This is a genomic window from Geobacter metallireducens GS-15 (assembly GCF_000012925.1).
Classification (GTDB): Bacteria; Desulfobacterota; Desulfuromonadia; order Geobacterales; family Geobacteraceae; genus Geobacter; species Geobacter metallireducens.
This window is the reverse complement of sequence record NC_007517.1, coordinates 384,523-409,720: the sequence shown is the minus strand read 5'-3', so window position 1 is coordinate 409,720 and position 25,198 is coordinate 384,523. Positions and strand designations below refer to the sequence as shown.

Annotated in this window: 21 protein-coding genes; 4 read left to right on the top strand and 17 right to left on the bottom strand. The window is 63.5% G+C overall.

The annotated features are described in order from the left end of the window. Positions 1 to 2: 2 nt before the first annotated feature. From GMET_RS01825 to GMET_RS01810, 4 genes are read right to left on the bottom strand one after another with little or no spacing between them, the layout of a single operon-like run. Entirely contained in the window at positions 3 to 1,679 is a 1,677-nt protein-coding gene (locus tag GMET_RS01825; RefSeq protein WP_004512338.1) for a ribonuclease J, read from the bottom strand. Positions 1,680 to 1,685: 6 nt separating this feature from the next. Continuing rightward, on the bottom strand, positions 1,686 to 2,102 hold the full coding sequence (locus tag GMET_RS01820; RefSeq protein ID WP_004512337.1) for a tetratricopeptide repeat protein: 417 nt from the start codon (positions 2,100 to 2,102) through the stop codon (positions 1,686 to 1,688). Positions 2,103 to 2,108: 6 nt separating this feature from the next. After that, on the bottom strand, positions 2,109 to 2,288 hold the full coding sequence (locus tag GMET_RS01815; RefSeq protein ID WP_004512336.1) for a hypothetical protein: 180 nt from the start codon (positions 2,286 to 2,288) through the stop codon (positions 2,109 to 2,111). A gap of 1 nt (position 2,289) precedes the next feature. Continuing rightward, positions 2,290 to 2,994, bottom strand: a complete 705-nt coding sequence (locus GMET_RS01810; RefSeq protein ID WP_004512335.1) for a lysophospholipid acyltransferase family protein — start codon at positions 2,992 to 2,994, stop codon at positions 2,290 to 2,292. Between the two features lie 142 nt (positions 2,995 to 3,136). On the opposite strand from GMET_RS01810, the gene GMET_RS01805 reads away from it, so the two are divergent. Continuing rightward, complete coding sequence (locus tag GMET_RS01805) at positions 3,137 to 3,580, top strand: single-stranded DNA-binding protein (RefSeq protein WP_004512334.1); 444 nt, start codon at positions 3,137 to 3,139, stop codon at positions 3,578 to 3,580. A gap of 88 nt (positions 3,581 to 3,668) precedes the next feature. On the opposite strand, the gene GMET_RS01800 is transcribed toward GMET_RS01805, so the two are convergent. From GMET_RS01800 to GMET_RS01790, 3 genes are all read right to left on the bottom strand, one after another. Further along, the gene (locus GMET_RS01800; RefSeq protein ID WP_004512333.1) at positions 3,669 to 4,403 is read right to left on the bottom strand and encodes an SDR family oxidoreductase; all 735 of its coding nucleotides are present in this window, start codon (positions 4,401 to 4,403) and stop codon (positions 3,669 to 3,671) included. A 51-nt stretch (positions 4,404 to 4,454) separates the two neighbouring features. Continuing rightward, positions 4,455 to 4,787 (bottom strand): DUF1904 domain-containing protein, encoded by a 333-nt coding sequence (locus tag GMET_RS01795; RefSeq protein ID WP_004512332.1) that lies wholly within the window; start codon positions 4,785 to 4,787, stop codon positions 4,455 to 4,457. A 67-nt stretch (positions 4,788 to 4,854) separates the two neighbouring features. Continuing rightward, the gene (locus GMET_RS01790; RefSeq protein ID WP_004512331.1) at positions 4,855 to 5,319 is read right to left on the bottom strand and encodes a MarR family winged helix-turn-helix transcriptional regulator; all 465 of its coding nucleotides are present in this window, start codon (positions 5,317 to 5,319) and stop codon (positions 4,855 to 4,857) included. Between the two features lie 245 nt (positions 5,320 to 5,564). Here GMET_RS01790 and GMET_RS01785 point away from each other — a divergent pair, with 245 nt between their 5' ends. Continuing rightward, a complete protein-coding gene (locus tag GMET_RS01785) occupies positions 5,565 to 6,923 on the top strand; it encodes an MATE family efflux transporter (protein ID WP_011365660.1) in 1,359 nt (452 codons plus the stop codon). A 60-nt stretch (positions 6,924 to 6,983) separates the two neighbouring features. Here the strand turns inward: GMET_RS01785 and GMET_RS01780 are convergent, their stop codons facing one another. The 4 genes from GMET_RS01780 to GMET_RS01765 all read right to left on the bottom strand — a co-directional run bounded on the left by GMET_RS01780 (position 6,984) and on the right by GMET_RS01765 (position 14,405). Then, positions 6,984 to 7,643, bottom strand: coding sequence for a DUF1318 domain-containing protein (locus tag GMET_RS01780; protein ID WP_004512329.1), 660 nt, complete (start codon positions 7,641 to 7,643; stop codon positions 6,984 to 6,986). A gap of 78 nt (positions 7,644 to 7,721) precedes the next feature. Next, positions 7,722 to 11,270 (bottom strand): hypothetical protein, encoded by a 3,549-nt coding sequence (locus GMET_RS01775; protein WP_011365659.1) that lies wholly within the window; start codon positions 11,268 to 11,270, stop codon positions 7,722 to 7,724. 202 nt (positions 11,271 to 11,472) lie between these two features. Continuing rightward, the gene (locus GMET_RS01770; RefSeq protein ID WP_004512326.1) at positions 11,473 to 11,757 is read right to left on the bottom strand and encodes an HU family DNA-binding protein; all 285 of its coding nucleotides are present in this window, start codon (positions 11,755 to 11,757) and stop codon (positions 11,473 to 11,475) included. A gap of 122 nt (positions 11,758 to 11,879) precedes the next feature. Next, positions 11,880 to 14,405 (bottom strand): penicillin-binding protein 1A, encoded by a 2,526-nt coding sequence (locus tag GMET_RS01765; RefSeq protein ID WP_004512325.1) that lies wholly within the window; start codon positions 14,403 to 14,405, stop codon positions 11,880 to 11,882. Between the two features lie 140 nt (positions 14,406 to 14,545). Here GMET_RS01765 and GMET_RS01760 point away from each other — a divergent pair, with 140 nt between their 5' ends. After that, positions 14,546 to 15,592 (top strand): DUF3187 family protein, encoded by a 1,047-nt coding sequence (locus tag GMET_RS01760; protein WP_011365658.1) that lies wholly within the window; start codon positions 14,546 to 14,548, stop codon positions 15,590 to 15,592. Here the strand turns inward: GMET_RS01760 and lspA are convergent. Beyond that, positions 15,589 to 16,077: a signal peptidase II gene (gene lspA / locus GMET_RS01755; protein WP_004512323.1), complete on the bottom strand. Its 489-nt coding sequence runs from the start codon at positions 16,075 to 16,077 to the stop codon at positions 15,589 to 15,591. The genes GMET_RS01760 and lspA overlap by 4 nt on opposite strands. 4 nt (positions 16,078 to 16,081) lie before the next feature. After that, positions 16,082 to 18,853, bottom strand: coding sequence for an isoleucine--tRNA ligase (ileS, locus tag GMET_RS01750; protein ID WP_004512322.1), 2,772 nt, complete (start codon positions 18,851 to 18,853; stop codon positions 16,082 to 16,084). Between the two features lie 259 nt (positions 18,854 to 19,112). On the opposite strand from ileS, the gene GMET_RS01745 reads away from it, so the two are divergent. Further along, positions 19,113 to 20,543: an ATP-binding protein gene (locus GMET_RS01745; RefSeq protein WP_238378965.1), complete on the top strand. Its 1,431-nt coding sequence runs from the start codon at positions 19,113 to 19,115 to the stop codon at positions 20,541 to 20,543. 5 nt (positions 20,544 to 20,548) lie between these two features. On the opposite strand, the gene GMET_RS01740 is transcribed toward GMET_RS01745, so the two are convergent. From GMET_RS01740 to aroF, 4 genes are all read right to left on the bottom strand, one after another. Next, the gene (locus GMET_RS01740) at positions 20,549 to 21,397 is read right to left on the bottom strand and encodes a ChaN family lipoprotein (RefSeq protein WP_004512320.1); all 849 of its coding nucleotides are present in this window, start codon (positions 21,395 to 21,397) and stop codon (positions 20,549 to 20,551) included. A 32-nt stretch (positions 21,398 to 21,429) separates the two neighbouring features. Further along, complete coding sequence (locus GMET_RS01735; RefSeq protein WP_004512319.1) at positions 21,430 to 23,502, bottom strand: M1 family metallopeptidase; 2,073 nt, start codon at positions 23,500 to 23,502, stop codon at positions 21,430 to 21,432. A gap of 53 nt (positions 23,503 to 23,555) precedes the next feature. Further along, on the bottom strand, positions 23,556 to 24,008 hold the full coding sequence (locus tag GMET_RS01730) for a hypothetical protein (protein WP_004512318.1): 453 nt from the start codon (positions 24,006 to 24,008) through the stop codon (positions 23,556 to 23,558). 96 nt (positions 24,009 to 24,104) lie between these two features. Beyond that, positions 24,105 to 25,124 (bottom strand): 3-deoxy-7-phosphoheptulonate synthase, encoded by a 1,020-nt coding sequence (aroF, locus tag GMET_RS01725; protein ID WP_004512317.1) that lies wholly within the window; start codon positions 25,122 to 25,124, stop codon positions 24,105 to 24,107. Positions 25,125 to 25,198 lie beyond the last annotated feature (74 nt).

The following is a 25,198-nucleotide window of genomic DNA, read 5'->3' as shown; positions in this document are numbered from 1 at the left end:
TCCTACATCTCTATAATCAGCGGCAGGATCACTGGCCGCCGCTCAATGGTCTTGTTGAAGAAACGTCTCAGGATGCGCCGCACTTCCTGCTTCACCTCGTTCCAGTCCTTGAGGACTTCCGGCGACATCCCGGCCAGGAGGTCCAGGACTATCTTCTTCGTTTCATCCAGGTACTCCTGGCTCTCGTCCTCGAAAACGAACCCGCGGGAGACGATGTCGGGACCATAGAGAATCTCGCCCGTCTGGGGGTTGATGGAGATGATGACCACCACCATTCCGTCCTCGGAGAGGTGCTTGCGGTCCTTGAGGACCACCGCCCCCACGTCGCCGATCCCCTTGCCGTCGATGAATACCCGGCCGTTCGCGACGCTGCCGGCCACCTCGGCCGCTCCGTCGGCGAAGCGGATCACTGCACCGTTCTCAACCACGAGGCAGCGCTCCTCCGGGACCCCCACCCGCTGGGCCAGCCGGGAATGCTTCACCAGGTGCCGGTACTCGCCATGGACCGGCACGAAAAATTTGGGCCGCACCAGGTTGATCATCAACTTCAGCTCCTCCCGGGAGGCATGGCCCGACACGTGCACCTCGGACACCTTCTCGTGAAAGACCTCGGCCCCCCGGCGGTAAAGGTGGTTGATGAGGTCGGAGATGGTCTTCTCGTTCCCGGGGATGAAGCGGGAGGAGAGGATCACCGTGTCCCCCTTCTCCAGCTTGATCTGCTTGTGGTCGTCCATGGCGATGCGGGTCAGGGCGCTCATGGGCTCTCCCTGGGAACCGGTAGTGATCATGCAGACCTGCTCCGGCGGCAGGCGCGGCATCTCCCGAAGGTCGATCAGCACATCGTCGGGGATACGCAGGTACCCCAGCTGCCGGGCAATGGCCACGTTGGCGATCATGGAGCGGCCGTTCAGGAGCACCTTGCGACCGCAGCGGGCCGCGGACTCCACCGCCTGCTGCACCCGGTGGATGTTGCTGGAGAAAGCCGCCACGATGATCCGCCCCGGACAGCGGGGAAATATCTCGTCAAAGGCCTCCCCCACCAGCCGCTCCGACAGGGTGTACCCCTGCCGTTCCACGTTGGTGGAGTCGGAGAAGAGCGCCAGGACCCCCTCGGAGCCGTAGCGGGCAAAGGAGGCCAGGTCAGTCAGCTCGCCATCAACAGGGGTCTGGTCGATCTTGAAGTCGCCGGTGTGGATCACCACCCCCTCGGGGGTGCGGATCGCCAGGGCGCAGCCGTCAACAATGGAGTGGGAGACCCGGATGAACTCCACCTTGAAGGGGCCGACGGTTACCGACTCCCGAGGCTTCACCACGCTCAGGTCCGTGGAGCTGTCGAGGTCGAACTCCTTCAGTTTCTCCCGCACGAAGCCGAGAGTGAGGGCTGTGCCGAAAATGGGAACGGGAAGCTCGGGAAGGACGTAGGGAAGGGCGCCGATGTGGTCTTCATGGCCATGGGTCAGGAAGATCCCCCGCACCCGGTCGGCCCGCTCACGCAGGTAGGTGATGTCGGGGATGACGATATCGATGCCGAGCATGTGGGGCTCGGGGAACATGAGTCCGCAGTCGGCCACGATGATGTCGTCGCCGTACTCGTAGACCATCATGTTGAGGCCGATCTCCCCCACCCCCCCCAGGGGGATGACGCGCAGGCCGGCGGGTTGGTTCTGATCAGTTTCCATGGCACCCTACCTCGGGGCGGGAGGGGGGTACCCCTGCCGTCCGAGAATCTCCGCGATCTTCCGATCGCACCCCTCGATCCACTCCTCCCCCGGCTGCGCGAGCCACCGGGCCGCGTAGAAGGAGCTCCGGAGCGACCGGTAGGCAATGAGGGCCCGCTCCAGGTCGCCGGCCCGCTCGAATTCGCCCCCCATATCCCAGAGGCGCCGGGCCGAGTTCTCCACCAGGGAGCTCCCCGGGGTATACATGTGGATTGCAGCCTCGTACCCGGAAATGGCGGCCAGGTAATCACGGGCCGCCAGGGCAGCTTCTCCCCGCTGGAACTGGGTCCGCTGCCGCCACCAGGTATTACCCCCGATGAGGAGGAGGGAAATGACGGCGATCACCGTCACGTTGGCAATGATGTTCTTGGTCCGTTCGATCACTGGTTCCTATCCGAAAAATCCCGGCACAACGGCAAGAAGAGCCCCCACCAACACGGCAACCAGCCCGCAGAGTGCGGCAACGGCCGCCAGAACATCCCACGGTTTTGCCAACCGGTGGGCCGCCGGCAGTCCCCAGGCCATGGCCGCGCCCCCTATGGCGATGAGTGCGAGGGAAAGAAGTTGCATCCTAACGTTCCAACCCGGCCTGGATGGAGTCCCGCACCCGGTCCATGAGGGGCTGCCCCTTGAGGGCTTTGCTGCCGGAGGTGGGGATCGGCGCACCGAACCGGACCGAGATCTCCGCGCCGCGGACAAGGTTGCAGGTATTGCGGGGGTTCACCCGCATGCTGCCGTTGATGGTGAAGGGGACGATCGGCACTCCCGCCCGCTCCGCCAGGATGAAGCCCCCCTTCTTGAAGGGGAGGAGCGAACCGTCGACGGTCCGGGTCCCCTCGGGGAAGACGATGACGCTGGCCCCGGCCCTGATCCTCTTTGCCGCGGCGTCAAGGCTCCGCAGGGCCTTGCGGCCGTCACTCCGGTCCACGGGAATGTAGCCGGCCCGCCGCATGGCGGACCCGAACAGCGGAATGCGGAAAAGCTCCTCCTTGGCCAGCCACGAAAACCGGCGCGGGACGGCCCGGGAAAGGACGAGGATATCGAAGTTCCCCTGGTGGTTCCCCATGAAAATCACCGGTTCCCCTGCCGGCACCTGCTCCGCGCCGCTCACCCTCAGACGGACCCCGGCCAGTATGAGGCCGGCGCGGCTCCAGGCAAGGGCGCACCGGTGGGCCAATCCCCCCCGGGAATCGACGAGTCCGCCGAGCATGGCAAGCACGCTGAAAAAGGCGGTGAGCGGCACAAAAAAGAGCAGATAAATCAAACCGTTAAGCATTCACGACTCCGGGTGTAAATCCGGTTAACCTTACGACTTTTTCCATCCTTCGTCAAACCAAATATAGCTTGCCAGAATCCCCCCAATTCCTATACACTGCAGCGGTTTTCGGCATACATCAACGCCCCGAAGGAGGGCTCCCATGGCAAGTCTCAACAAGGTAATGCTCATCGGCAATCTCGGCAAGGACCCCGAAGTCCGCTACACCCCGGGCGGTACGGCGGTGGCCAGCTTCTCCCTCGCCACCAGCGAGAAGTTCAAGAACAGGAACGGCGAGTTCGAGGAGAAGACCGAGTGGCACAACGTGGTCCTCTGGGGGCGCCAGGCGGAGATCGCCGGCGAGTACCTGGCAAAGGGGCGGACCGTCTTCATCGAGGGGCGGCTCCAGACCCGCAAGTGGCAGGACAAGGAAGGCCGCGACCGCTGGTCCACCGAGGTGGTGGGGGAGCGGATGCAGATGCTCGGCGGCAAGGGCGAAGGGGGCGGCGGGCGCTCCGGCGGACGCGGCGGCCAGGAAGGCGGCTTCGGCGGCGGCCCGGCCTACGACGAACCTGCCTTCAACCCGGATGACGATATTCCGTTTTAACCCCGGTAGCCTGAAACCTTGAACGCATGAAAGCCGCAGTTCACCGAAACTGCGGCTTTCATGCGTTCAGGAGGATAGTCCAGGATTATCAGCCGGCCATGGCCCCGAAATCCCTCTCCACCTGACGGGGGTCCTTTTCAAGCATGGCATGGACATGCTGCGACATGGGATCGGGGAAGATGTACTCGTCCCCCTTCTCCACCCCTGCCAGAATGGCGGCGGCAACCTGCTCCGTTGTCGCTTTGGGCATCTCCTGCCCCGCCGTCATCTTCGTGTCCACCGGGCCGGGATAGACGCCGATCACCCGGATTGCCCCGGGTGCCAGTTCGGCACGGAGCCCCTGCAACAGGGAGTGCCCCGCGGCCTTGGATGCGCAATAGGTCCCGTTGACGGGGAGGTTGACCAAGCCGATGATGGAACAGACGTTCACGATGGCCCCGCCGCCGCGAGAAGCCAGCACCGGCGCGAAGGCCCGGCACATGGCCAAGGTGCCGAAGTAGTTGACCTCCATCTCCAGCCGGGCGTCCTCAAGGGTGGTGGGGCTCATGAACCCCGTGCAGCGGTTGACGCCGGCGTTGTTGATGATCAGGTCCACGTCCCGGCACTGCTCCGCCGTGCCAGCCACGCTGGCGGCTTGGGTCACGTCAAGGCGGAGCGCGACGACCCTGTCGTCACCACCGTGGGCCAAATCAGCCACGGCGTCGATACTCCGGGCAGCGGCGTAGACCTTGGCAACTCCCTTGTCCAGCAATGTCCTGACCAGGGCGCCGCCGATGCCGCCGTTGGCACCGGTAACCAAAACGGTTTTACCTTTGAGATCCATAATGACTCCTTTCGCGGTGAGCAGTGAAAATGCCTCCACGGCATGCTTTCATCAGGGAAGCCAGCTGACGTTATTGAGCGGGATCCCTTCCTTGTAGTAGAGGGAGGGGGAGAGAAGGACAAAGAAGATATGCACATCGTCGTAGCCGTACCGGCCCAGGATGCCGGCGAGGGTTGCCGCGATGGCATCATGTTTTTTCTGGTCCCGCGGAAAAATGAATATCTCCAGCGAGCGGGGGGTGGCCGTTATCTGCACGATGTTCAGCAGCTCGATCTTGACCACTTCCGGCGGGACGACCGCCACGCGGGAGAACTCCTCCACGACCAGGGGACCGAGCTTCCGCAGAAAGCCCTCGTCGAATCCCTTGAATCTCAGATAGGGCATGATGCTCCCCTGAAGTCCCGCCACGGCGCGAGGCGCGGCCACAGGATCGGCAGGACTGCGCGACGCATCATCTCTTTCCCCTCCGCCGGGCCTCGTTCACGGTGGATTCAAGCCGTTCGATGAATTCCGCCACCCGGGCAATCTCGTCGTCGCTGAAGGGGCTGAGGAGATCGTTTTCCAGGGCCGTCACCGTTTCCTGGATCCGAGCCACAATCACGCGGCCCTCGGGAGTCAGGTTGAGCAGCTTCGCCCGGCGGTCCGTGACATCTTCTAAACGCTCTATCAGCCCTTTGGCGATAAGGGTATCGAGGAGACGGACGAGTGAGGGCCCCTCGATGCCGATCGACGCTGCCAAATCCTTCTGCCGAGTCCCATCACCGAGGAGATGGAGGTGAAGGAGGGGACGCCAGGTGGCGTCGGTCAAGCCGGCAAACTGGAAGTCAGTATCCAGGACCTGGCGCCAGTGCCGTGTCAGGAGACCGAGCCGATAAAAGAGGTTGCTGCGACCAATTTTTTCGTCAGACAGGTTCATGCAATATAAATAGCATACTATTTATTTGTTCACAATTTATTTTCCTGCTGGTACACTCTGCACTCCGCGTCAACTATGTTGGGACAACCAGCCCGGGTCCCGCGCAAAAAGCGCTTGCAAATCACGGGGGGGAACCGCATAGTTTCCAGGCGAAAGCATGACGTTCACGGAAAGGGACAATGATCTGATGACATGGGCCGGAAGACGGGAACGCCGTGACCGACAGGGGGGTTAGGGGATACGGGATGACGGGAAGAGGATTTACGACACGACACTTCAGGGAGCGGAAAAAGCGGATCTCCATCCGCCGCAATGTCATGAACCTGTCGCTTCCGGTCCTCCTCTCGTCCCTCTTCCAGCGTCTCGTGGCCATCGTCGACATCTTCCTCGTGGGGGGGCTCGGCGCAGCGGCCATCGCGGCCACGGGGCTCGGCCAGCTCCTCGTCTTCGTGACCATGACGGTCTTCTGGGGGCTTGCCACTGGCACCACGGTGGTGATCGCTCACCTCTGGGGAGCGGGACAGCGCCGGGAAGCCCGCCGGGCCGCCTTTGCCGCCTGCCTCGCCTGTGCCGCCATGACGGCGGCGGCCTCGACCTTGGGGTGGTTCTTCAGCGGCGATCTGGCCGCCTTTCTCGGCGCGAAGGATGACGTCCTCCACCTGGCCGCCGGCTATACCCGGCTGGTCTTTCTCTATCTGGCCTTCACCACGGGGCTCAACATCCTCTCGGCCATCATGCACGGCACCGGCAACACCCGGACCCCCATGACCGCCATTCTCCTTGTGAATGTCCTCCACGTGCTCATGGCCTGGCCCCTCATCTACGGCAAGCTGGGTCTCCCCGCCATGGGGGTGACCGGCGCGGCCATCGCCATCAACGCCTCCGAGGCCATCGGCTTTTTCTACCTCCTGATCCAGGCCATGAGACTCCGCTATATCCGGGTGGGGCGCCCCGACACGGGGCTCTTCCAGCGCATCTGGCGGGTGGGGTGGCCCGTGGCCCTGGAGCGGGTCGCCCAGCAGGGAGGGCAGCTCTTCTACTCGAAATTCATCATCAGCTACGGCACCGCCGCCTACGCGGCGCACCAGATCGGGCTCTCCATCGAGTCCCTCTCCTTCATGCCCGGGGCCGGCATGGGGATCGCCGCGGCCACCCTCATGGGGCAGGCCCTCGGAGCAAAAAAATACCGCCGGGCGCGGATCAGCCACCGTGAGGCGCTGCGTCTGGCGGTCATGGTGATGGGGACCATGGCGGCCGTCTTCCTGACGCTGCCCGGGCCCCTCATCGGACTCTTCACCCATGACCCGGCGGTCATCGAGAAGGGAATCGTCTTCCTGCGGCTGGTGGCCTTCGCCCAGGTCCCCCTGGCCCTCTCCTTCGTCTACGCCGGGAGCCTGCGGGGGACCGGCGACACCTTCTACGTCTTCCTGGTGACCCTCGGCACCATGTGGGGGGTGCGGGTCTTCCTCTCATGGGTGGCGGCCGACTGGCTCCACCTCTCCCTCTACGCCGTCTGGGGGGTCTTCGTCATCGACTGGTACGCGAGGGCCGTCGCCTTCTGGTGGCGGTACCGGCAGCGGGACCTCCACGCGGTAGTCATCTGACACAGAAAAGGCGGGGATATCGTCCCCGCCCCTCCTCGTCCGACGCATGTCGATCTCTTCCTATTTCTGGACCCATCTCCCGTTAGCCAGCTGTGTCCACCACCCCGGCTTTGCCGCCTCCCTCTTGGCATCGGCATAGGTGGCAGCCGCCTTGGGGAGCACCTGGCCGATGGTCGCTTTGGACTCGGGCTGCTTGTTGAGCTTCAGGATCGCCCGCGCCATGGCAGTGATGACCGTCTTGCGGTTCGCCACCTCCGCCTTGACCAGGGCCTCGTCCTGGGGCGTGGCCTTCCCCTTGTCGCGGATCGTCACGAGCCCCTGGTTGGTCTCTCCAACCACCCCCTGGTCCCGCAGGAGGTCCAGCTGCGGAAGCCGCGCCTTCATCTCGTCATAGGCCTTCAGCACCTCGGGCATGCCGGAAATCTCGATGGCCAGTTGATCCGCATAGTTATCGGCGGCAAAGGCCTCCCCAACCAAGGCAAAGGAGGAGAACCCCTTCAGGAGTTTGCTCTGGGGCCCAGGCGCCGGTTTTTCTTCGGCTGGCTTCTGCCCGTCCGGGGCTGGCTTCTCTTCCCCCGGCTTCAGGAGCATCTCGTCAAGGGATTTGTAGGCCTCCTTCACCGCCTTTTCGGGAAAATAGACATTGACGGTGATGATGGCGCAGGCGGCAAGCATGCCGAAGAGTCCTGCCAGCAGGGCTTTCATGATGGTTCGTTTCATGGATTCCTCCTCGTTTCGCAAGGTACTGCCGGTACTATAGCACATCTGCCCGGAGATGGGAGCGCAAGAGCGTGTTCCTCAGTCACGCCACTGGAAGTCGGTCTGGACAGGGGGCTCGGCCGCGGGGGCCTCGTCACCCCGCGAGACCGCCTTCCCCCTGGTCGCCGCCTCTTTCAAGGCGCTGAAGAGGTGGTCAATGGCGATCCGGTTCTGAACCGGCGCCACGGTGACACTCAGATCCCGCATTCCCAGCAGGTTCGTATGGGAAATGTCCAGGGTCGTGAAGGTAAGATAGCCCTCCTCCAGGTAGGCACTCACCTCGCCGCGGTCGAACGGGCGATCGTCCCGGAAGAAGAAGCCTTTCAGCTTCTTGCCGGCGAGCCGCTGGAGAAACTCCTTGGAGAGGAGCATCTTCTCTCCCTTCGTATTCCGCACCCAGAGATCGGTAATGCCGTCGAGCCCTGCTATCCCTTTTCCCGCGCCCTTGAGGCTCGCGATTCCGTCCAGGCGGCCCGAGACATACCCCTTGATTTTCGGAATGGCATCGCAGAAACGCCGCAGGCTCAGGTCGTACACCAGGATATCGCAGCCGTAGGCAAGCCCCCCCTTCATGGCAACGAACCCCCTGCCGAGCACCTCCCCTCCCGAAAGGCCCGAACGCAGGGAGGTCAGCTCCACGACACCATTGGCGCTCCGCAGGAATGCCGTCGTCTCTCCCAGTTCCAGGGGGCCGAAACGGAGTTTGCCGACCGTCAGGGTCCGATCAGCCGTCGGCGTCTGTCGGAACTGCTCCAGAAGTCGCGTAAAATTCTCCTTGGTGAATCCCACTTCGTCCCGGGCTCGCCGGTACGTGCCAGGAGAGGACTCAAGGGAGAAGGGAACGGTGCCGTGCACGCCGCTCACCAGGAGCTTCTGGGACGGGACGTCGAGGCTCACCCCGTCGAAGGTGAGAGTACCGTCAACGCCCCCCCCCTTCCCTTTCAGCACGGCGGTCCCCTCGGCTGCCACGCTCCCCGCGACGGTCGCCTCCTGGATGAAGCGGGGAAGTGCGTTCACTACCGGATCAATGAGGCGGTCAAGGGGAGTTGCGGGAAGGGAGAAGGTAAGACGCCCGGCCCGCTGGGGCGAGAGAACCCGCTCCATCTCCCCCTGCAGCCGAAGGGTGGCCCCCTCTCCGAAGGTGGCGGAACTCTCCTGCAGCACGACCCGCTCCCCCTCCACCCGCCCGGCGATACGTGCTCCCCCGCCCGAGAGAAGGCGCTTCCCCCCCTCCCCTGCCAGGGCGACGCCGTCAGCACGGAGATCGATCCGGGCCGACAACCCGCCGGCGCGGGCAAATGAACCGGCGACCGTCCCGGACACCAAACCATCGGCCGGGACTACCGGCTGCTTTCCGGGAAGAAGCGTCCTCGCGAGCGCCAGCTTTCCGTCCTTAACCCCCAGAGAAAAGGATGCGCCCGTTGCAGGCGAGCGGGGATCGAAGGATGCCTGACCGCTCATGGTTCCGTCCAGGAGCTTCCCGCCAAGGTCTACCTCCCCTGCACTCCGCGACAGGGTGAACCGAAGCGACGGCGCCCCCACCGGGGCTCCCCGGAGGGCTAGCCGTTCGGCGAAAACGGCTCCCCCCCCCTCGAACCAGCGGCCCTTGGGATCGGCATGGAGACTGCCCCGGAGCGAGGCCGAAAGGCCCGTTGCCTCGACATCGCCGCGACGAACTGCTCCGCCCGCCAACTGGAGCAAGAGGGGACGAGGCTCCGGAGCAGCTCCCGCCTTCACGGCCGGAAGCGTCAGGGTCGCGCGGCCGGCGGAGACCATCGTTGCGGCGAAACTCCCCCTGACATCTTCCAGGGTAAGGCTCCGGTCTGCAAAGGAGAAGGTGGTGCTGATTCCCCCCCCGTTCCCGTTGAATTCCGCCCCGTCGAGCCGAGCCGTACCCGTGGCTGACAGATGCTCTCCGCTCCGTTTGAAGCGGGAGTGAACCTCCCCTGTGCCGAGGATGGCCCGCTTCCCCTGCACTTCAGCCGCCAGGGAATCAACCCGAATGGCAGCTTCACCATCGAAATCCGCCGCCCCCTTCCCCTGGAGGTCGAGAGCCAGAGAGGTTGTGCCGCTGGTGGGGCGAAGGCCGTAGCGTGACAGATAGGGCGAAAAGAGCACGAGGGACGTTGATGGAACATGGAGCGACGCAAGCAAGGGGCGTTGCGAACCAGGCCTGAAACTGAGATGGCCGGTGAGCGGCACCCCCATGATGCGGGCCGCCAGTGACGGCACCTGGACATCCAGGGGCTTGAAACGTGGTGTCAGGAGCAGGGCGAAGGGAAGTTCAATCTTCTCGACAAGGGCATCTTCCGTATTTCGCGGGGTGGAGAATGTTCCCTTGGCAAGGATCCCCCCGGGAGCCGACGCCAGGGAAACTATCCCTTCCCCCCCCTTGACAAGGAGGCGGCCGCCAAGGGAAACCACCACGTCCCGGGCAACGCCCCCCCCCTCAATGGCGATCATCCCCCGGGCACCGTCACCGGCGACATGGAGATTCCGGCTTCCCACCTGCCCGGCCAGGGAAAGAGGGCGCCCTGTCACGGCTGCGACCAGGGGGGAAAGGCGCTTCAGATCCACCTCGTCCAGGCTGACATCGGCAGAGAAAGCCCGCTCCTTCCGCACCCGGTTCACCTTAGCAGCAACCCGGGCCGTTGCGAGATCCGCGAGGGTTATGGCGAGGCTTGTAACGTGGGCCTCGTCCCGCCGGGGATCATAGTCCCCCCGAAGGTTCACGCGACCGGCAAGAAGGAGAGTCCCCTTGCCACCCCTGACAGCGATCTTGCCAAAGTCCATGATCCCGTCCGCCCTGAGTACTCCCCCCTCAAGCGCTACCCTGAGCCGCAGGGCACCGGTCCCCTGCTCCAGGAACAGCTCATGGCGCTTGATCACATCAGCAAGGGGGGCGAGGGTCAGGGAAGGGGCCGTGAGCATCAGGTCAAAGGCGGACGCCGGACCGGGACGGGCGTTCCCCTCGATCCGGTAGCGGTTGCCTGCGCCGTCTGCGAAGGCCAGATCCAGACGTGAATCGGTCGACCCCCGCGTGGCGAGGTCCCTGATCCGGAATGCAATGCCCGCAACGCTCCGTCCCTCCACAGTCATCGACCAGGAACGGAGTATCAGTTCGTCGATCCGCGTCTCCCTGGCGGGAGATCTCTTCTTCGGCAACCGACGCTGCAGTTCCACCACGTTCCAAACCCCGCCCCTGTTTTTTTCCGCGACAACCCTCGCTCCGCGGATTTCGATGCGACTGAACCTGCGGTCGCCCCAGAGGAGCCCAAACCAGCGTGGAGTAATGGCAAGGGTGTCGACGACAGCCAGAGGGGCGGCGGAGAAACCGGGGGGATTGGCCACTGAAAGACCCCGGATAACGACCGTACCGCCGCGGGTTTCCAAGGCGGCAACGGTCACGGGGGAGCGCAGGGAGTCCGTGAGAAGGCGGGAGAGATGGCTGGCCGCCTGGGGCGAGGTCAGATAGAGCTTGAAGGCGACGGGAACGAAGAGGATGAAGAGCGCAACGCATGCCAGGATGCACGCAAGGGTACGGCGTCGTACCGGTTGAGTCGGTGCTGGCTCCAGGGCAGGGGTCATCGCGGCATCTTCCTCCTGAGACGAGACTGTAACCGGGATAGGGGCCGTTGACAAGGGCACATGGTCGTTCGGCCTGAAAGGAGAGCCCCCCCCGAAGCTTTCCCCCAAAGAGTTCAGCAATGAAAAAACCCCGCACCGGCGGGGTTTCTTATCACATGTATAATTATATCAGCAACGTCTCCCCATGGGGGACGCGCGGAAATTATTTTTTCTTGGCGGCAACGGCGTCCTTGAGAGCCTTGCCCGGGCGGAACTTGGGAACCTTGGCAGCAGCGATCTTGATCTCTTTGCCGGTTTGGGGGTTACGGCCGGTACGGGCCTTGCGGGTGGACACCTCGAAGCTCCCGAATCCAACCAGGGTCACTTTGTCGCCCTTCTTGAGGGCATCGCTCACGGCACTGATTACGGCGCCCACCGCCTTGTCGGCGGCAGCCTTGGTGAGGTTGGCAGATTTCGCTACGGCATCCACAAGTTCAGCTTTGGTCATGATCAACCCTCCTTGTTAAGGTAATTCTGGCGAATACTATAGACAGAAATTTCCACATTGCAAGGGATTATTTGGAGAAAAATAATTTTTTCATGGGTCGTAAACCGTTGCCCCGCAAGGGATTAGCGACTTTCGGACCGTCGCGGCAGACGCCCAGCGCGCACCCATTCCGGCAACCCATCGGAATCGCTGGCATTTTCTTCGGTGGTGGGTGTATCCTGCTCGCCATCGTACGCCGTGGGCTCGGTACCGGCGACAAAGCACTCCTGAGTCGCCCCCGGACTCCCTTCCCGGGCCAGGCGTCCGGTGCGGACATTGATGGTGGCAAACGTGATGTCCGCCGGCTGGATAAAGTTCTTCACGGGGATACCCGCCAGGGCCCGCTGCATGAACTCGGTCCAGATGGGTGCCGCGGCCTGCCCGCCCGACCCTCCGGCGCCAAGGGAGCGCTCCTGATCGTACCCCACCCAGACCCCGGCCACCAGCTGCGGCACATAGCCCACGAACCAGGCGTCCTTCATGTCGTTGGTGGTGCCGGTCTTTCCCGCCACGGGGCGGCCCAGGGCCCGGGCCCGCTGGCCGGTGCCGCTCGTGACGACGCTCTCCATGAGATTGGTGATGATGTAGGCGGTTTCGGGCGCAATGGCCGGTACCGCTCCCCCCCCGGGAACGGCGCCCGTTGCGGGTGGGAGGTCTGCATTGGTGAGGGTGGCCGTGCTCTGGTTGGTGAAGGTCGGAATGACCGGCGGTGCCGTCTCCTCCAAAACCTTGCCGTCGGCATCCTCCACTTTGGTGATGAAGTAAGGCGTTGTCCGGTACCCTCCCGAGGCGAATACGGCGTAGGCGGAGGTCAATTCAAGGGGGGTCACGCTGGACGAACCGAGGGCCAGGGTAAGGTTGGCGGCCAGGGGGGAGGTGATGCCGAGTTTTTTGGCATAGTCGATGGCAGCGCCGACGCCGATCTGTTCCAGAATCTTGACGCTCACCACGTTGATGGAATTGGTGAGGGCTTCGCGCATGGTCACGATGCCCCGATAGATGTTGTCGTAGTTTTTCGGTTTCCAGGCCTTGTCCCCGCCCCCCTCGTATTCGACGGGGGAGTCGTCGAAGGTTGTTGCCGCCGTGAGCCCCTTGTCGAGGGCGGCGGCGTAGATGATCGGCTTGAAGGCAGAGCCGGGATTCCGCTTTGCCTGGACGGCCCGGTTGAACTGGCTCCTGCGGAAATCATACCCGCCAACCATGGCCTTCACGGCACCGGTCAGGGGATCAAGGGCCACCACCGCCGCCTGGGCCTCGGGCTCCTGGTCCAGGGAGAAGATGGCCCCCTGCTTGTTCACATCAGGGGTGAGCACCGAAACGAAGACAACGCTCCCCAAGGGGAGCGACTTCCCTTTCCCGTCCTGCTTGCCCCAGGCGTTCACAAGCTGCACCTTGCCGGCCCAGGCCATGTTCTTGCGGGAGATGGTGCCGGTCCGGTCTCCAACCCGCACGGTTGCATCCCCCTTTGCCGGATCCACGGCGGTGACGACCCCCTGGTAGGTGCTCCCCTGCTTGAGGGACGCGGTATCGATCCCGTCTTCCACTTTCTTACTGAAGGTATCCACCTCGGTTTCCCCAAGGTACTTGACCGCTCCCCGGAACCCCTGGCGCTTGTCCACGTTTTTCAGGCCGTTCACCACCGCATCAAAGGCCCCCTTCTGCATCTCGGCATTCATGGTGGTGTAGATCTTCAGCCCTTCCTTGTAGAGCCGGTCCATCCCATAGGTCTCCTCCAGCTTGATCCGGATATGCTCAAGGAAATAGGCCGACTGCTCGCTGTTTACCTTCTTCATGGACCTGACCACGATGGGGGTCGCCCGGGCGTGGTCCGCCTCGGCCTGGGTCACGTACCCCTCCCTTACCATCCGCTCAAGGACGTAGGCCTGCCGTTCCCGGGCCCGGTCCAGGTGCTTGATGGGAGAGTAGGAGTTGGGGGCCTTGGGGAGCCCGGCGAGCATGGCCATCTCGGCCAGGTTCAGCTGCTCCACGTTCTTGCCGAAGTAGGTCTCGGCAGCCACCTGGACCCCGTAGGCGCCTCCCCCCAGATAGATCTGGTTCAGGTAGATGTAGAGGATGTCGTCCTTGGAGAGCATCTTCTCCATGCGAGTGGCAAGAATCGCCTCCTTGAACTTGCGGGCAAAACTCTTCTCGGAGGTGAGAAGCATCGACTTCGCCACCTGCTGGGTGATGGTGGACGCCCCCTCCTTCTTCCGCATAGCGAGGAGGTTTTTCACCGCGGCCCGGGCGATCCCCAGGTAATCGAGCCCCTTGTGCTGGTAGAAGTTGGAATCCTCGGCCGCCACGAAAGCCTGGATCAGCTTCCGGGGAATTTTCTCCACCGGCACGACGATGCGCCGCTCCAGGTAAAACTCCCCAACAAGGCTGCCATCATCGCCAAAGACCTGGGAAACAATGGGAGGCCGGTAGTCGGCAAGACGGTCGACCTTCGGCAGGGAGGCGTAAAGATAGGTGAAATAGCCGAACACAGCGAGAAGGGCCACAACACCAAGGGTAACGAGCGTTATGACGACAACTTTCCATGGATTTTTGTCTCTCCGCCGGTTTACATTCCGGGGGTCAATGTTCTGTCTGCCGCTGGCAGGCGTCATGAGCGTCTCCAAATCTGGTATACTACGATGGCGATAACGTTTCACCTTAGCGCAGATGCGCATTTCAGTTCAAGATAGTTATTGAATCTCAGGGACAGGGCAGCCGTGGATATGCCATTGTTCCGCAGGGGGGGCCTGGTATGGCAATGAACGGTAGTTCGGGGAAACGGACAGGGACGTGGCGGATACGGGCAGGAGCGGCCATGGCCGGGCTGGCACTGCTGCTCACGGGTACGGTTGCCCGCGGCATGGAAGTCACACCCTTCCGGACAGGGAACATGGCGCCACTCGTGCAAATCCACGGTCTGCCGGTGCCGGACAGCGCCAGGATCCTGGCGTCGAGGGAAGGCGAGGTTTCCGCCGTGGCCGATCTGTCCAACAACTACGCCGTGGATTCCAAGGGGAACGAGCACATCATCCTCGACGGCGAGACATACCGGTTCGCCCTCGATCTGCGCTACGGCCTTGTTCCCGGCGTGGAGGCAGGCATTGAGATTCCCTTCATCGTTCAGTCGGGAGGATTCCTCGACGGCTTCATCGAATGGTTTCACAAGGCCTTCGGCTTCACCAACGGCGGGAGGGAGTACGCTCCCCGGGACCGGCTCCGCTACCGGTACGACACGAACGGCACCGATCGGTTCAGGATCGACGACAGCAATGCAGGTATCGGCGATATCCGCCTGACGGGGGGAATCCAACTCTACGATGACGGGGCGACGGCCCCCCGCCGCGTTGCCCTGCGGAGTGCCCTGAAACTCCCCACCGGCGACAGCGACAAACTGCGGGGAAGCGGCAGCGTCGACTTCGCCCTCTGGCTCGCCGCCAGCGACGATTACCGGCTCGGCGACTGGGGGCACCTGACCCTCTTTGCCAACGCCGGCGGCACAGTGATGGGGGATGGCGATGTGCTCGGGGACCAGCAGCGGAACCTGGCGGCCATGGGGACGTTCGGCTTCGGCTGGAGCCCCCTCGACTGGATGGCACTTACGGTTCAGACCACGTGGCATTCCTCCCTCTACGAGGGGAGTGACCTGAGGGAAATCAGCACCAACTCCCTTCTCATGACGGGAGGGTTTTCCTTCGCCTTCACGGAGCGGACCTTCTTCGACATCGCTCTTTCCGAGGATCTGAACGTGAAAACCTCGCCGGACGTGAACTTCCACCTGGCGCTACGGCAGCGGTTTTAATTATCTTTGGACTGGCGCCGCTCGTCGCGGATCATGTCGAGGGCGAGGAGCGCCACGCCAACGCAGATGGCGGAGTCGGCCACGTTGAAGGCGGGCCAGTGGTGGGTTTTCCAGTAGACGTCGAGGAAGTCGATCACCTCGCCGAGCCGCACCCGGTCGATGAGATTGCCGACAGCACCGGAGAAGATGAGGGAAAGGGAAACTGCCGCCAGTCGCTGGTCGTCCCGGAGCTTGCGGAAGGTGATGGCGATGGCCGCCATGGCCACCAGCGTGACTGCGATGAAAAAGGGGCGGCGGTAATCGAAGTTCGAGAGGAAGCTGAACGCCGCCCCCTTGTTCCGCATGTAGGTGATGCTGAAGAGCCCGGGGACCACCGGAATGGACTGGTAGAGCTCCAGGGTCCGGTCCACGAGAATCTTGGTCGCCTGGTCGATTACCAGGGACACCGCCGTGACGATTGAGAAAATGCGGTAGTTGGGCTTCATGGTCCTATTTGACCGCCGCAACGCACTTGGGGCAGAGGGTCGGATGCTCGGCATCGCCACCGATTTCCTCGTCATAGTGCCAGCACCGCTCGCACTTGTCGCCCGGGGCCGCGGTGACGCCGATCTTCAGCCCCTTCACCCCCTCAGCCTCCACGAACTCGCCGGCGATCTCCCCCACCAGCTCCACCTTCGAGACAATGAAAACCGTGGCCAGTTCCCCGGCGTACTCCTTCAGGAACCCAAGCAGTTCGGGCTCGGCGGACAGGGTCACTGCCGCGTCGAGGGAGTGGCCGATGGTTTTCTGCACCCGGGCCTGTTCCAGGGCCTTGGAGACATCGCCCCGCACCGCCATGGTCCGCGCCCACCGCTCCACCAGGGCCTCGTCTTTCCGCTCGGGACAGAGCTCCGGGAAGGACGCCAGGTGGACACTCGCCTCGGCCCGCTTCGGCATGTATCCCCAGACCTCGTCGGCGGTGAAAGAGAGGACCGGCGCCATGAGCCGCACCAGGGATTCCAGCACGAGATACATGACGGTCTGGGCGCTGCGGCGCTCCGGAGAGTCTTTCCGGCTCGTGTAGCGCTCCTTGATGATGTCGAGGTAGAAGGCGCTCATCTCCACGGTGCAGAAGCCGTTCACGGCGTGGTACAGGATGTGAAACTCGTACTCGTTGTAGGCGGTGAAAACCTTCTCCTTGAGCACCTCCAACTGGTGCAGTGCCCAGCGGTCCAGTTCCGTCATTTCCCCGAAGGGGACCATGTCGGTGGCCGGGTCGAAGTCGTAGAGGTTCCCGAGGAGGTAGCGGCAGGTGTTGCGGATCCGGCGGTAGGCCTCGGCCAGGCGGGTGAGGATCTCCTGGGAAATCCGGACGTCGTCCCGGTAGTCCTGGGCCGCCACCCAGAGGCGGAGGATCTCGGCGCCGTACTTTTTGATCACCTCTTCGGGGGCCACCACGTTCCCCACCGACTTGCTCATCTTGCGGCCGGAGCCGTCCACCACAAAGCCGTGGGTGAGGACCTCCTTGTACGGTGCGGTGCCACGGGTCCCGACGGAGGCCAGGAGTGACGAGTGGAACCACCCCCGGTGCTGGTCGCTCCCCTCAAGGTACATGTTGGCCGGCGAGCCGAGCTCGGGGCGGTTTTCCAGGACCGCGGCGTGGGAAACCCCGGAATCGAACCAGACGTCCAGAATATCCATCTCCTTCTCGAAGGCGCTCTTGCCGCACTGCGGGCAGACGGTCCCCGGCGGGAGGAGCTCGGCAGCCTCCTTTTCGTACCAGAGGTCGGCCCCCCCCTCCATGAAGAGATCGGCCACGTGGTGCATGATCGTGCCGTCGGCCAGAATCTCGCCGCACTCCGTGCAGTAGAAGGCGGTGATGGGAACCCCCCAGGAGCGCTGCCGGGAGATGCACCAGTCGGGACGGTTCTCGATCATGCCGTGGATCCGCTCGCGTCCCCATTTCGGCACCCAGGAGACCCGGTCGATCTCCTCCAGGGCCTTCTTCCGCAGGTCGTTTTTCTCCATGGAGATGAACCACTGCTCCGTGGCCCGGAAGATGATCGGTTTCTTGCAGCGCCAGCAGTGGGGGTAGGAGTGCTCCACGCTCCCCTGCCCCACCAGGGCCCCCACCTCCTGGAGCTTCTCGATGACCGTGGCGTTGGCGTCGAAGACGAACTGGCCGCCGAAGAATTCCAGGCTCTGGATGTAGCGCCCCCGATTGTCCACCGGGTTGTAGATGTCGAGCCCTTCCACCAGGGCCAGCTCGTAGTCTTCCTGGCCGTGGCCCGGGGCGGTGTGGACGCAGCCGGTACCGGCGTCCAGGGTCACGTGCTCACCCAGGAGGACAATGGAATCCCGGTCGTAGAAGGGATGCTTGCACCGCTTCCGGTAGAGAATGTCGGCCCGGAAAGTGGCGATGACACTCCCCTGCACGCCGGTGGCGGCCATGAAGGCATCCTTGAGCCCCTCGGCCACCACGAGCACCTCGCCGCCGGCCTCCAGGGCCACGTACTCCAGCTCCGGGTGGAGGGCCACGGCCAGGTTGGCCGGGATGGTCCAGGGAGTGGTGGTCCAGATGACCAGGGACACCTTCTTTCCGGCCAAGGCCGGCACCGAGGCGCTGATGTCATCCTGGAGGAGAAATTTCACGTAGATGGAGGGGGAGGTCTTGTCGGCGTACTCCACCTCGGCTTCCGCCAGTGCGGTGACACAGGAGGAGCACCAGTGGACCGGCTTCTTCCCCTTGTAGAGGCCGCCATTGGCGGCGAAGCGGGCCAGTTCCCGGGCGGTGATCCCCTCGTAGTCATGGGTCATGGTGAGGTAGGGACGGTCCCAGTCGCCGATGACTCCCAGCCGCTCGAATTCATCCCGCTGGATCTTCACGAATTTTTCGGCGTATTCCCGGCACTGTTTTCGCATCTGGAGCTTGGTGGTCTCATGCTTCTTGGACCCCAGATTTTTCTCCACCTGGAGCTCGATGGGGAGGCCGTGGCAGTCCCACCCCGGCACGTAGGGGGCGTCAAACCCCTGCATCCGCTTGCTCTTGAGAATGATGTCCTTGAGGATCTTGTTGAGGGCATGGCCGATGTGGATGTGGCCATTGGCGTAGGGGGGGCCGTCGTGGAGGACGTAGCGGGGCTTCCCCTCCCCTGCCGCGGTGAGCTTGCCGTAGAGATCGTTCTTCTGCCAGCCGGCGAGGATCTCCGGTTCCCGCTGGGGAAGATTGGCCTTCATGGGAAAATCGGTGACCGGCAGATTGAGGGTATTCTTATATTCCATGGACGTCCTCCACTACGGGGTAATCGACGAGAAAAACAGCAGGGCAAAGGTCGAAAAAGCGTCTAACGTTACCGGTATGCCGTTGAAAAGTCAAGGTTAAAGGGTCGACAAGCACCCATTGACCCAAAGGGTGAGGAAGGTTAGAATTGTCATGCGAAATGGCCATATGACCGGCACGTCAGTCCGTCATCTCACCACCACACAACCATCGCCGGACACAGTCCCGGGAACAGGACTCCCCATGGATCACCAGTTACGCATGCTTATCCTGGAAGACTCCGAAGACGATCTGCTTCTCTTGCTTCGAGAACTGCGCCGTGGCGGTATCGACCCCGTCTACGAGCGGACCGAAACGGACGCCGGCATGCGCGCTCTCCTGGACGAACGGGAATGGGACGTAATCATAGCCGACTACAACATGCCCCGGTTCGGCGCCATGGTGGGGCTGGAGATCGTCAAGGAACGGGAGCTCGACATACCGTTCATCATTGTTTCAGGCAAGATCGGCGAAGACCTGGCGGTGGCAGCCATGAAGGCCGGCGCCCACGATTATCTCATGAAGGGCAACCTCTCGCGCCTGGTGCCGGCCATCGAGCGCGAAGTGAGGGAGGCCGGCGAACGCCGGCGCCGGCGCCAGGCCGAAGCGGCCATGCGGAACCAGTTCAACCAGATCAGCACCATCTTCGACTCCCTCAACGCCCTGGTCTACGTGGTTGACATGGACAGCTACCGGCTCCTCTACCTGAACAAGTACGGCGCCCAGCTTTTCGGCGAGAACTGGGAGGGGCGCCCCTGCCACGAGGTGATCCAGGGGGGAAAGACGCTGCCATGCGACTTCTGCACCAACGACAAGCTCCTGCTGGACGGCAAGGCGCTCCCCCCCTACATCTGGGAATACAAGAACATGACCACCGGCCGTTGGTACCAGTGCATCGACAAGGCGATCCGCTGGACCGACGACCGGCTCGTCCGGATGGAGATCGCCATCGACATCACCGAACGCAAAGAGATGGAGCGGATGAAGGACGAGATGATTTCCGCCGTGAGCCACGAGATGCACACCCCCCTCACGGCCATGATCGGCTTCACCGAATTCCTGCTGGAAAACGAGGTAGACCGGGAGCAGCAGAAAAACTGCCTCCAGACCATCCACAAGGAAACCGAGCGGCTGAGCGAGCTGATCAACAACTTTCTCCAACTCCAGCGGCTCAAGGCAAGCATGGTCAAATTCCGGATCATGCCGGTGTCGGTGGGGCTTCTGCTGGCCGACGCCGCGGCCCTCTACACAGCGGCATCCCGGAAGCACACCATTGTTGTGGAGTGCCCCCCGGATCTTCCACCGGTGCGCGGCAACGAGGAACAGCTCTACCAGGTGGCCGGCAACCTCATCTCCAACGCCATCAAGTACTCACCGGCCGGAGGGACCGTCACCCTCGGCGGGAGGGCCGATGACGACATGGTCGTCTTCTGGGTGAAGGACAACGGGGTCGGCATCTCCCCCGAATTCCAGGAACGGGTTTTCGAGCGGTTCTTCCGAGTCGACAACAGCGACCGGCGAAAGGTGGGAGGGGCCGGGCTGGGGCTCACCCTCGTGCGGGAAATCGTGGCGGCCCACGGCGGGCGGGTGTGGGTGGAGAGCACTCCCGACGCCGGAAGCACCTTCTTCGTCTCCCTGCCGAGAATGAAGTAATCCCTTCAGTGGGAAAGCCAGAGGTAATCGGCTTCCTCCGCCTTAATCCGGCCGTTGCGGACCACCGGGTCGGGCAGAACCACCCGGCTGGAGAGGCCGGGCCTCTCCCGGTCCACCTGAACCGGCATTCCCCCCCTGATGGCATGGCCTCCTCCCGTGATGACCACCACGGTCCGCCCCGGATTCTTCCTGAGATATTCCACCATGTGGTAGGCCATGGACTTGTTCCAGAGCATCTGGGCTTCGCAGAAGTTCCTGAAGGTGTTGGCGCTGAGGCCGTGGCTTGAGTAGGAGCGGTGAATCATGGCCATGTAGCTCTCATCCACGTCGCAGGTGATGTTGGGGGGAAGCTTCCGCCGCTCATCCTCCGTCAGGGAAGCGAATCCCTCCCGGCCCACCTTGCGGGTAATGTCCCGGGGGACGTTGAGACCGATGAGGGGAATCCGCTTGTCACGGGCAAAGAGAAGGATGTCGCCATAGAGGGACCACGGCAGGTTCCACTCCCTGCGGTAGATCCGCTGAAACGCGGCCGTGCCGGTCTGCCCCGCCACCCACCGGTCGAGCTCCTGCTGGCTCCCGGCGGTAAACATCTCCATGCCGATGGCCAGCGGAACCCCGGCCCGGTGCAGTCCCCGGATGATCCGCAGCTGCAGCACGTGGTGATCGGGATTGTCGTGAACCTCTCCCACGTAAATCACCGCAACCTTCCGCAAATCCCCCATCATCTGCTTAAAGCTGATCTCTTTGCGGTCCGACAGCCGCACGATGAGGTCGTGGCTGAAGCAGCTCCGAGCCGTCAGGGCAGCCACAACCAAAACGAGGGCGATGCCGGCGAACCTGCCGAAACGCTTCACGACTCCTCCCCCAACGCCGGCACCGTTGCCTCTCACCGGGCGAATCTCACGATGCTCCCGCCGCCCGGAGGACGCGAGGTCTCCTTGACCCGGTTCTCCCCTCCGGAAAAGACCAGGAGCCCGTAACGGCCGTAGTGGGTGATCTTGAGGGCCGCCGCCTCGGCCCCGGCCGGCGCGTCGGCAAGGAGCAGCGCTATCACCCTGCCGGATGCTTCAGGGCGATTCAGCACCATGAACACGAGGTCGCCGGGCCCTTGGTACCCCATACCGTTCACGGCAAATCCCCCGGCCGCCGCTGTCACTCCCGGCGGCAGCGGCGGCAGAAGCCCGGGCCGCGTCGGCATTCCGCAGAGCAGGAGGTCGCGGTCTGCCAGAGAGCTCTCCCCGGCGGTCTCTTCGCGGAGCAGCGGCGCGTCGCCCTGGCCCAGAGAGCGAAGGAAAAGCCGCAGCATCTTGTCGTCGGCACCGCACGTACGGGTCACGACCGCCGCAAGGGTCCGGCTCCCCTTGATCCGGTTCACGGTAAGGGGGAGTTCGTCCCGGGACAGAATCCGGAAGAGATCCACCTCGGGGTCGAGCACCACCTCCTCGGGGTTCGTCGGTACCGGCACCGCAAACGGGGTCTCCTCTCCTGTCAGCGCCACGGTCCGGTCATACCCCCTCCCCCCTGCCTCCACCCGCACCGTCACCCCAAGGTCGTATCCCTCGCCATCACGGCGGACCGCTCCGGTCACGAGCCAGCCGGCGCCGTTTCGCTGCTGCGTCACCCCTGACAGTGCCAGGCGCGGCCCACCCGGCTGGTGGAGCCAGGGGGTCACGAAAGATGAGAGTTCCTCCCCCGAGGCACGGGAAAAAGCCCGCACAAAATCGTCCCAGGTAGCCGCTGAAAAGCGCTTCTCACGGAAGAGTTCCCGAAGCGCCCCGAAGAACGCCTCGTCGCCAATCCGCTTCCGGACCATGTGAAAGAGCATCGCCCCCTTGCCGTAGCCGATGGACCGGGAAGCCGAATCCTTCCGGCCGAGGAACCGCTCCAGGGGGAAATCGTCACCAGCCCCCACCAGGGACGCGTAATCGGCCAGGATGCGGAAGCGGTAATCACGCCCATCCCGAGCCGATTTCCGCTCCTCCAGGAGGTAGTCGGCCAGGTAAGTCACGAGCCCCTCGGACCAGTTCCCCTGCCGGTAGTCGACGAGAACACCGTTTCCCCACCAGCAGTGGGCAATCTCGTGAGGGAGGCTCGTGTGAACGATAAAGGGAAGGCGGATCACCGTGCCGCCGATGAGGGTATAGGAGGGAAAGCCGTAGCCCGTGGGAAAGAAGTTCTCCACCACGGCAAATTTTTCGAAGGGGTAGGGGCCGAACTTTCCGGCATAGAAGCGGATATAGCCGGCGGATGCCTCCAGGTAGCGCGCTGCAAGGCTGGCGTTCTCCGGATAGAAGTAGGAATAGAGGGGGATGCCGCCAAGACTCCGCTCTCCGATGACGTAGGGACCGGCCGAGAGGGAGAGTCCCTCCACGGGCCGGGCCTCCTCCCAGGTGGAGGAGGTGGTCCCCTTGTCCGTGGAACGGGCAATACGCCGACCGGCAGCAATGGCCTCGATCCCGGCAGGGGCCGTAACCGTCACGCGCCGGCTCTCCGGCAGAGTCTGCGGAGCCGGGTACCAACCGGCGTCGCTGCCGAGATAGGTTCCCCTGGTGGTTATGGCGCCGCTCACGCCGTAGGAGGGGTCTTCGCTGTCAACCGGCCGCTCCGGCGCCGGATCGTTGAAGGTGCATTGGTAGCGGATCAAAACCCGACGGGGCGAGGCGCCGCTCTCCCCGGGAAGTGCCACGGCAACGGCTTCGCCGGCCCGGCTAAAATCCGCTTTCCGCCCGTCGACGGTCACCCCGTCCACCGCAGCCCTCTGGTTGAGGGAGACGGTGAGCCGTCCGGAAGCGCCCCGGGGTAGCTCCAGAACGCTCGTGCCGAGAAGGAGATGGCGCTCCGGTTCCAGGCGGACCGTTATCTCCTGGCGAAGCAACCGGACCTCGCCCCGGGCCGTGCAGGCGGAGAAGAGCACCAGCGGCGAGACGAGCACTATCAGGAAGAAAACGAGCGTCTTCATGGGATACAACTATATCACCGAAACGCCCCACTGAAAGCTCCTCCCCCGTGGCGCTACCGTCTGCGCTTCTCGCCGGCAAGGGAGAGGATATCTGCCCGGGACGCCTTCCATACCCCGTCCTCCCGCACGAGGCGAACCGATCTGGTTGCATACTCGGTCCCTCCCGGCCCCCCGTCCAGCCCGAAGCGGCCCCGAACCGTGACGGTATCGCCGCTGCGGGCCGACACCGTCACCTCCTGAAGCTTCTCCCAGCAACAGGCGGGGCGGCGGGAGGCTTTGGCCAGCTTGCGGGCAAACCCCTCCCGGCTTTCCCGACCGCTCACGCTCGTCCGATCATAGAGAAGCTCGTAGTTACCGTCGCGCCAGGTATCGAGGATATCTTCCAGGCTTTGCCGGGCCTCGGCAGCCATCCCCGGATCGGCGGGCCGTGCCGTGCGGGCACTGGCCGGACCGGCAACGGCAAGCATGACGACCGCGACCGCCACCATACGACGAATGATATGCATGTACCCCTCCCTCAGCTTGTGCTGTCCACCATGGTTAAAAACAACCAATCCTATCGCAGCATCGGGAAGGGCGCAAGGGTTTTGCTCGACCGTTTGCTAGACAATCCGGTCCACGGACTCGGCAACGAGCCTGAGTTTCGTCATGAGGGCATCGAACTTCTTGGGCTTGAGGGACTGGGGACCGTCCGACGAGGCCCGTTCCGGATCGGGATGCACCTCGATCATTAGCCCGTCGGCCCCGGCGGCAACGGCGGCCAGCGCCATGGGGGCCACGTAGTGGTAGTTACCGGTACCGTGGGAGGGGTCGGCAATGACCGGCAGGTGCGTCATCCCCTTGAGGACCGGGATGGCGGAGAGGTCAAGGGTATTGCGAGTTGCCGTCTCGAAGGTGCGGATTCCCCGCTCGCAGAGGATCACCGACTGGTTCCCCTCGCTCAAGACGTACTCGGCGCTCATGAGGAACTCCTGGATGGTCATGGACATGCCCCGCTTGAGGAGTACCGGCCGCCTGAGCTGCCCGACCTTCTTGAGCAGGGCGAAGTTCTGGGCATTGCGGGCGCCGATCTGGAGGATGTCAGAGTACTCGGCCACGAGATCCGCCGTCTCGGGATTCACCACCTCGGTAACGATGGGAAGGCCGGTGATCTCCCGGGCCTTGGCCAGAAGCTTGAGTCCTTCTTCCTCAAGGCCCTGGAAGGAGTACGGGGAGGTGCGCGGCTTGAACGCCCCACCGCGGAGCACCTGGGCGCCGGCGGCCTTCACCGCCTTGGCCGTCTCGATGATCTGCTCCTCCCCTTCCACCGAACAGGGGCCGGCCATGACGATGATCTCCTTGCCGCCGATGCTCACCGCATCGCTGATCCGGATGATGCTCGGCTCCACCTTCACCTCCTTGGAGGCGAGTTTGTAGGGCTTGAGGATCGGGACCACGCTCTCCACCCCGTGCATCGATTCGATCGATTGCAGCACCAGCTTCCCCCGCTCGTCCCCCACGGCCCCGATCACGTCCCGCGTGGTTCCGTGGATCACGTGGGGCTTGTACCCCAGCTCCTTGATCCGCTTGATTACCTCGTCCCGGTCCTTTTTCGCTGCACCTGCTTTCATGACGATGATCATCCTTTCCTCCCTGTGGTCCCGGAAAGACGAAAGGCCGGAGGATTTCCCCCGGCCTTTGACTGTCACGATATTGG

Excerpts from the sequence above, each read along its gene's own strand:
- GMET_RS01825 (WP_004512338.1), bottom strand. The coding sequence starts at position 1,679 with ATGGAAACTGATCAGAACCAACCCGCCGGCCTGCGCGTCATCCCCCTG.
- GMET_RS01815 (WP_004512336.1), bottom strand. The coding sequence starts at position 2,288 with ATGCAACTTCTTTCCCTCGCACTCATCGCCATAGGGGGCGCGGCCATG.
- GMET_RS01810 (WP_004512335.1), bottom strand. The coding sequence starts at position 2,994 with ATGCTTAACGGTTTGATTTATCTGCTCTTTTTTGTGCCGCTCACCGCC.
- GMET_RS01805 (WP_004512334.1), top strand. The coding sequence starts at position 3,137 with ATGGCAAGTCTCAACAAGGTAATGCTCATCGGCAATCTCGGCAAGGAC.
- GMET_RS01800 (WP_004512333.1), bottom strand. The coding sequence starts at position 4,403 with ATGGATCTCAAAGGTAAAACCGTTTTGGTTACCGGTGCCAACGGCGGC.
- GMET_RS01795 (WP_004512332.1), bottom strand. The coding sequence starts at position 4,787 with ATGCCCTATCTGAGATTCAAGGGATTCGACGAGGGCTTTCTGCGGAAG.
- GMET_RS01790 (WP_004512331.1), bottom strand. The coding sequence starts at position 5,319 with ATGAACCTGTCTGACGAAAAAATTGGTCGCAGCAACCTCTTTTATCGG.
- GMET_RS01785 (WP_011365660.1), top strand. The coding sequence starts at position 5,565 with ATGACGGGAAGAGGATTTACGACACGACACTTCAGGGAGCGGAAAAAG.
- GMET_RS01780 (WP_004512329.1), bottom strand. The coding sequence starts at position 7,643 with ATGAAACGAACCATCATGAAAGCCCTGCTGGCAGGACTCTTCGGCATG.
- GMET_RS01775 (WP_011365659.1), bottom strand. The coding sequence starts at position 11,270 with ATGACCCCTGCCCTGGAGCCAGCACCGACTCAACCGGTACGACGCCGT.
- GMET_RS01770 (WP_004512326.1), bottom strand. The coding sequence starts at position 11,757 with ATGACCAAAGCTGAACTTGTGGATGCCGTAGCGAAATCTGCCAACCTC.
- GMET_RS01765 (WP_004512325.1), bottom strand. The coding sequence starts at position 14,405 with ATGACGCCTGCCAGCGGCAGACAGAACATTGACCCCCGGAATGTAAAC.
- GMET_RS01760 (WP_011365658.1), top strand. The coding sequence starts at position 14,546 with ATGGCAATGAACGGTAGTTCGGGGAAACGGACAGGGACGTGGCGGATA.
- lspA (WP_004512323.1), bottom strand. The coding sequence starts at position 16,077 with ATGAAGCCCAACTACCGCATTTTCTCAATCGTCACGGCGGTGTCCCTG.
- ileS (WP_004512322.1), bottom strand. The coding sequence starts at position 18,853 with ATGGAATATAAGAATACCCTCAATCTGCCGGTCACCGATTTTCCCATG.
- GMET_RS01745 (WP_238378965.1), top strand. The coding sequence starts at position 19,113 with ATGCTTATCCTGGAAGACTCCGAAGACGATCTGCTTCTCTTGCTTCGA.
- GMET_RS01735 (WP_004512319.1), bottom strand. The coding sequence starts at position 23,502 with ATGAAGACGCTCGTTTTCTTCCTGATAGTGCTCGTCTCGCCGCTGGTG.
- GMET_RS01730 (WP_004512318.1), bottom strand. The coding sequence starts at position 24,008 with ATGCATATCATTCGTCGTATGGTGGCGGTCGCGGTCGTCATGCTTGCC.
- aroF (WP_004512317.1), bottom strand. The coding sequence starts at position 25,124 with ATGATCATCGTCATGAAAGCAGGTGCAGCGAAAAAGGACCGGGACGAG.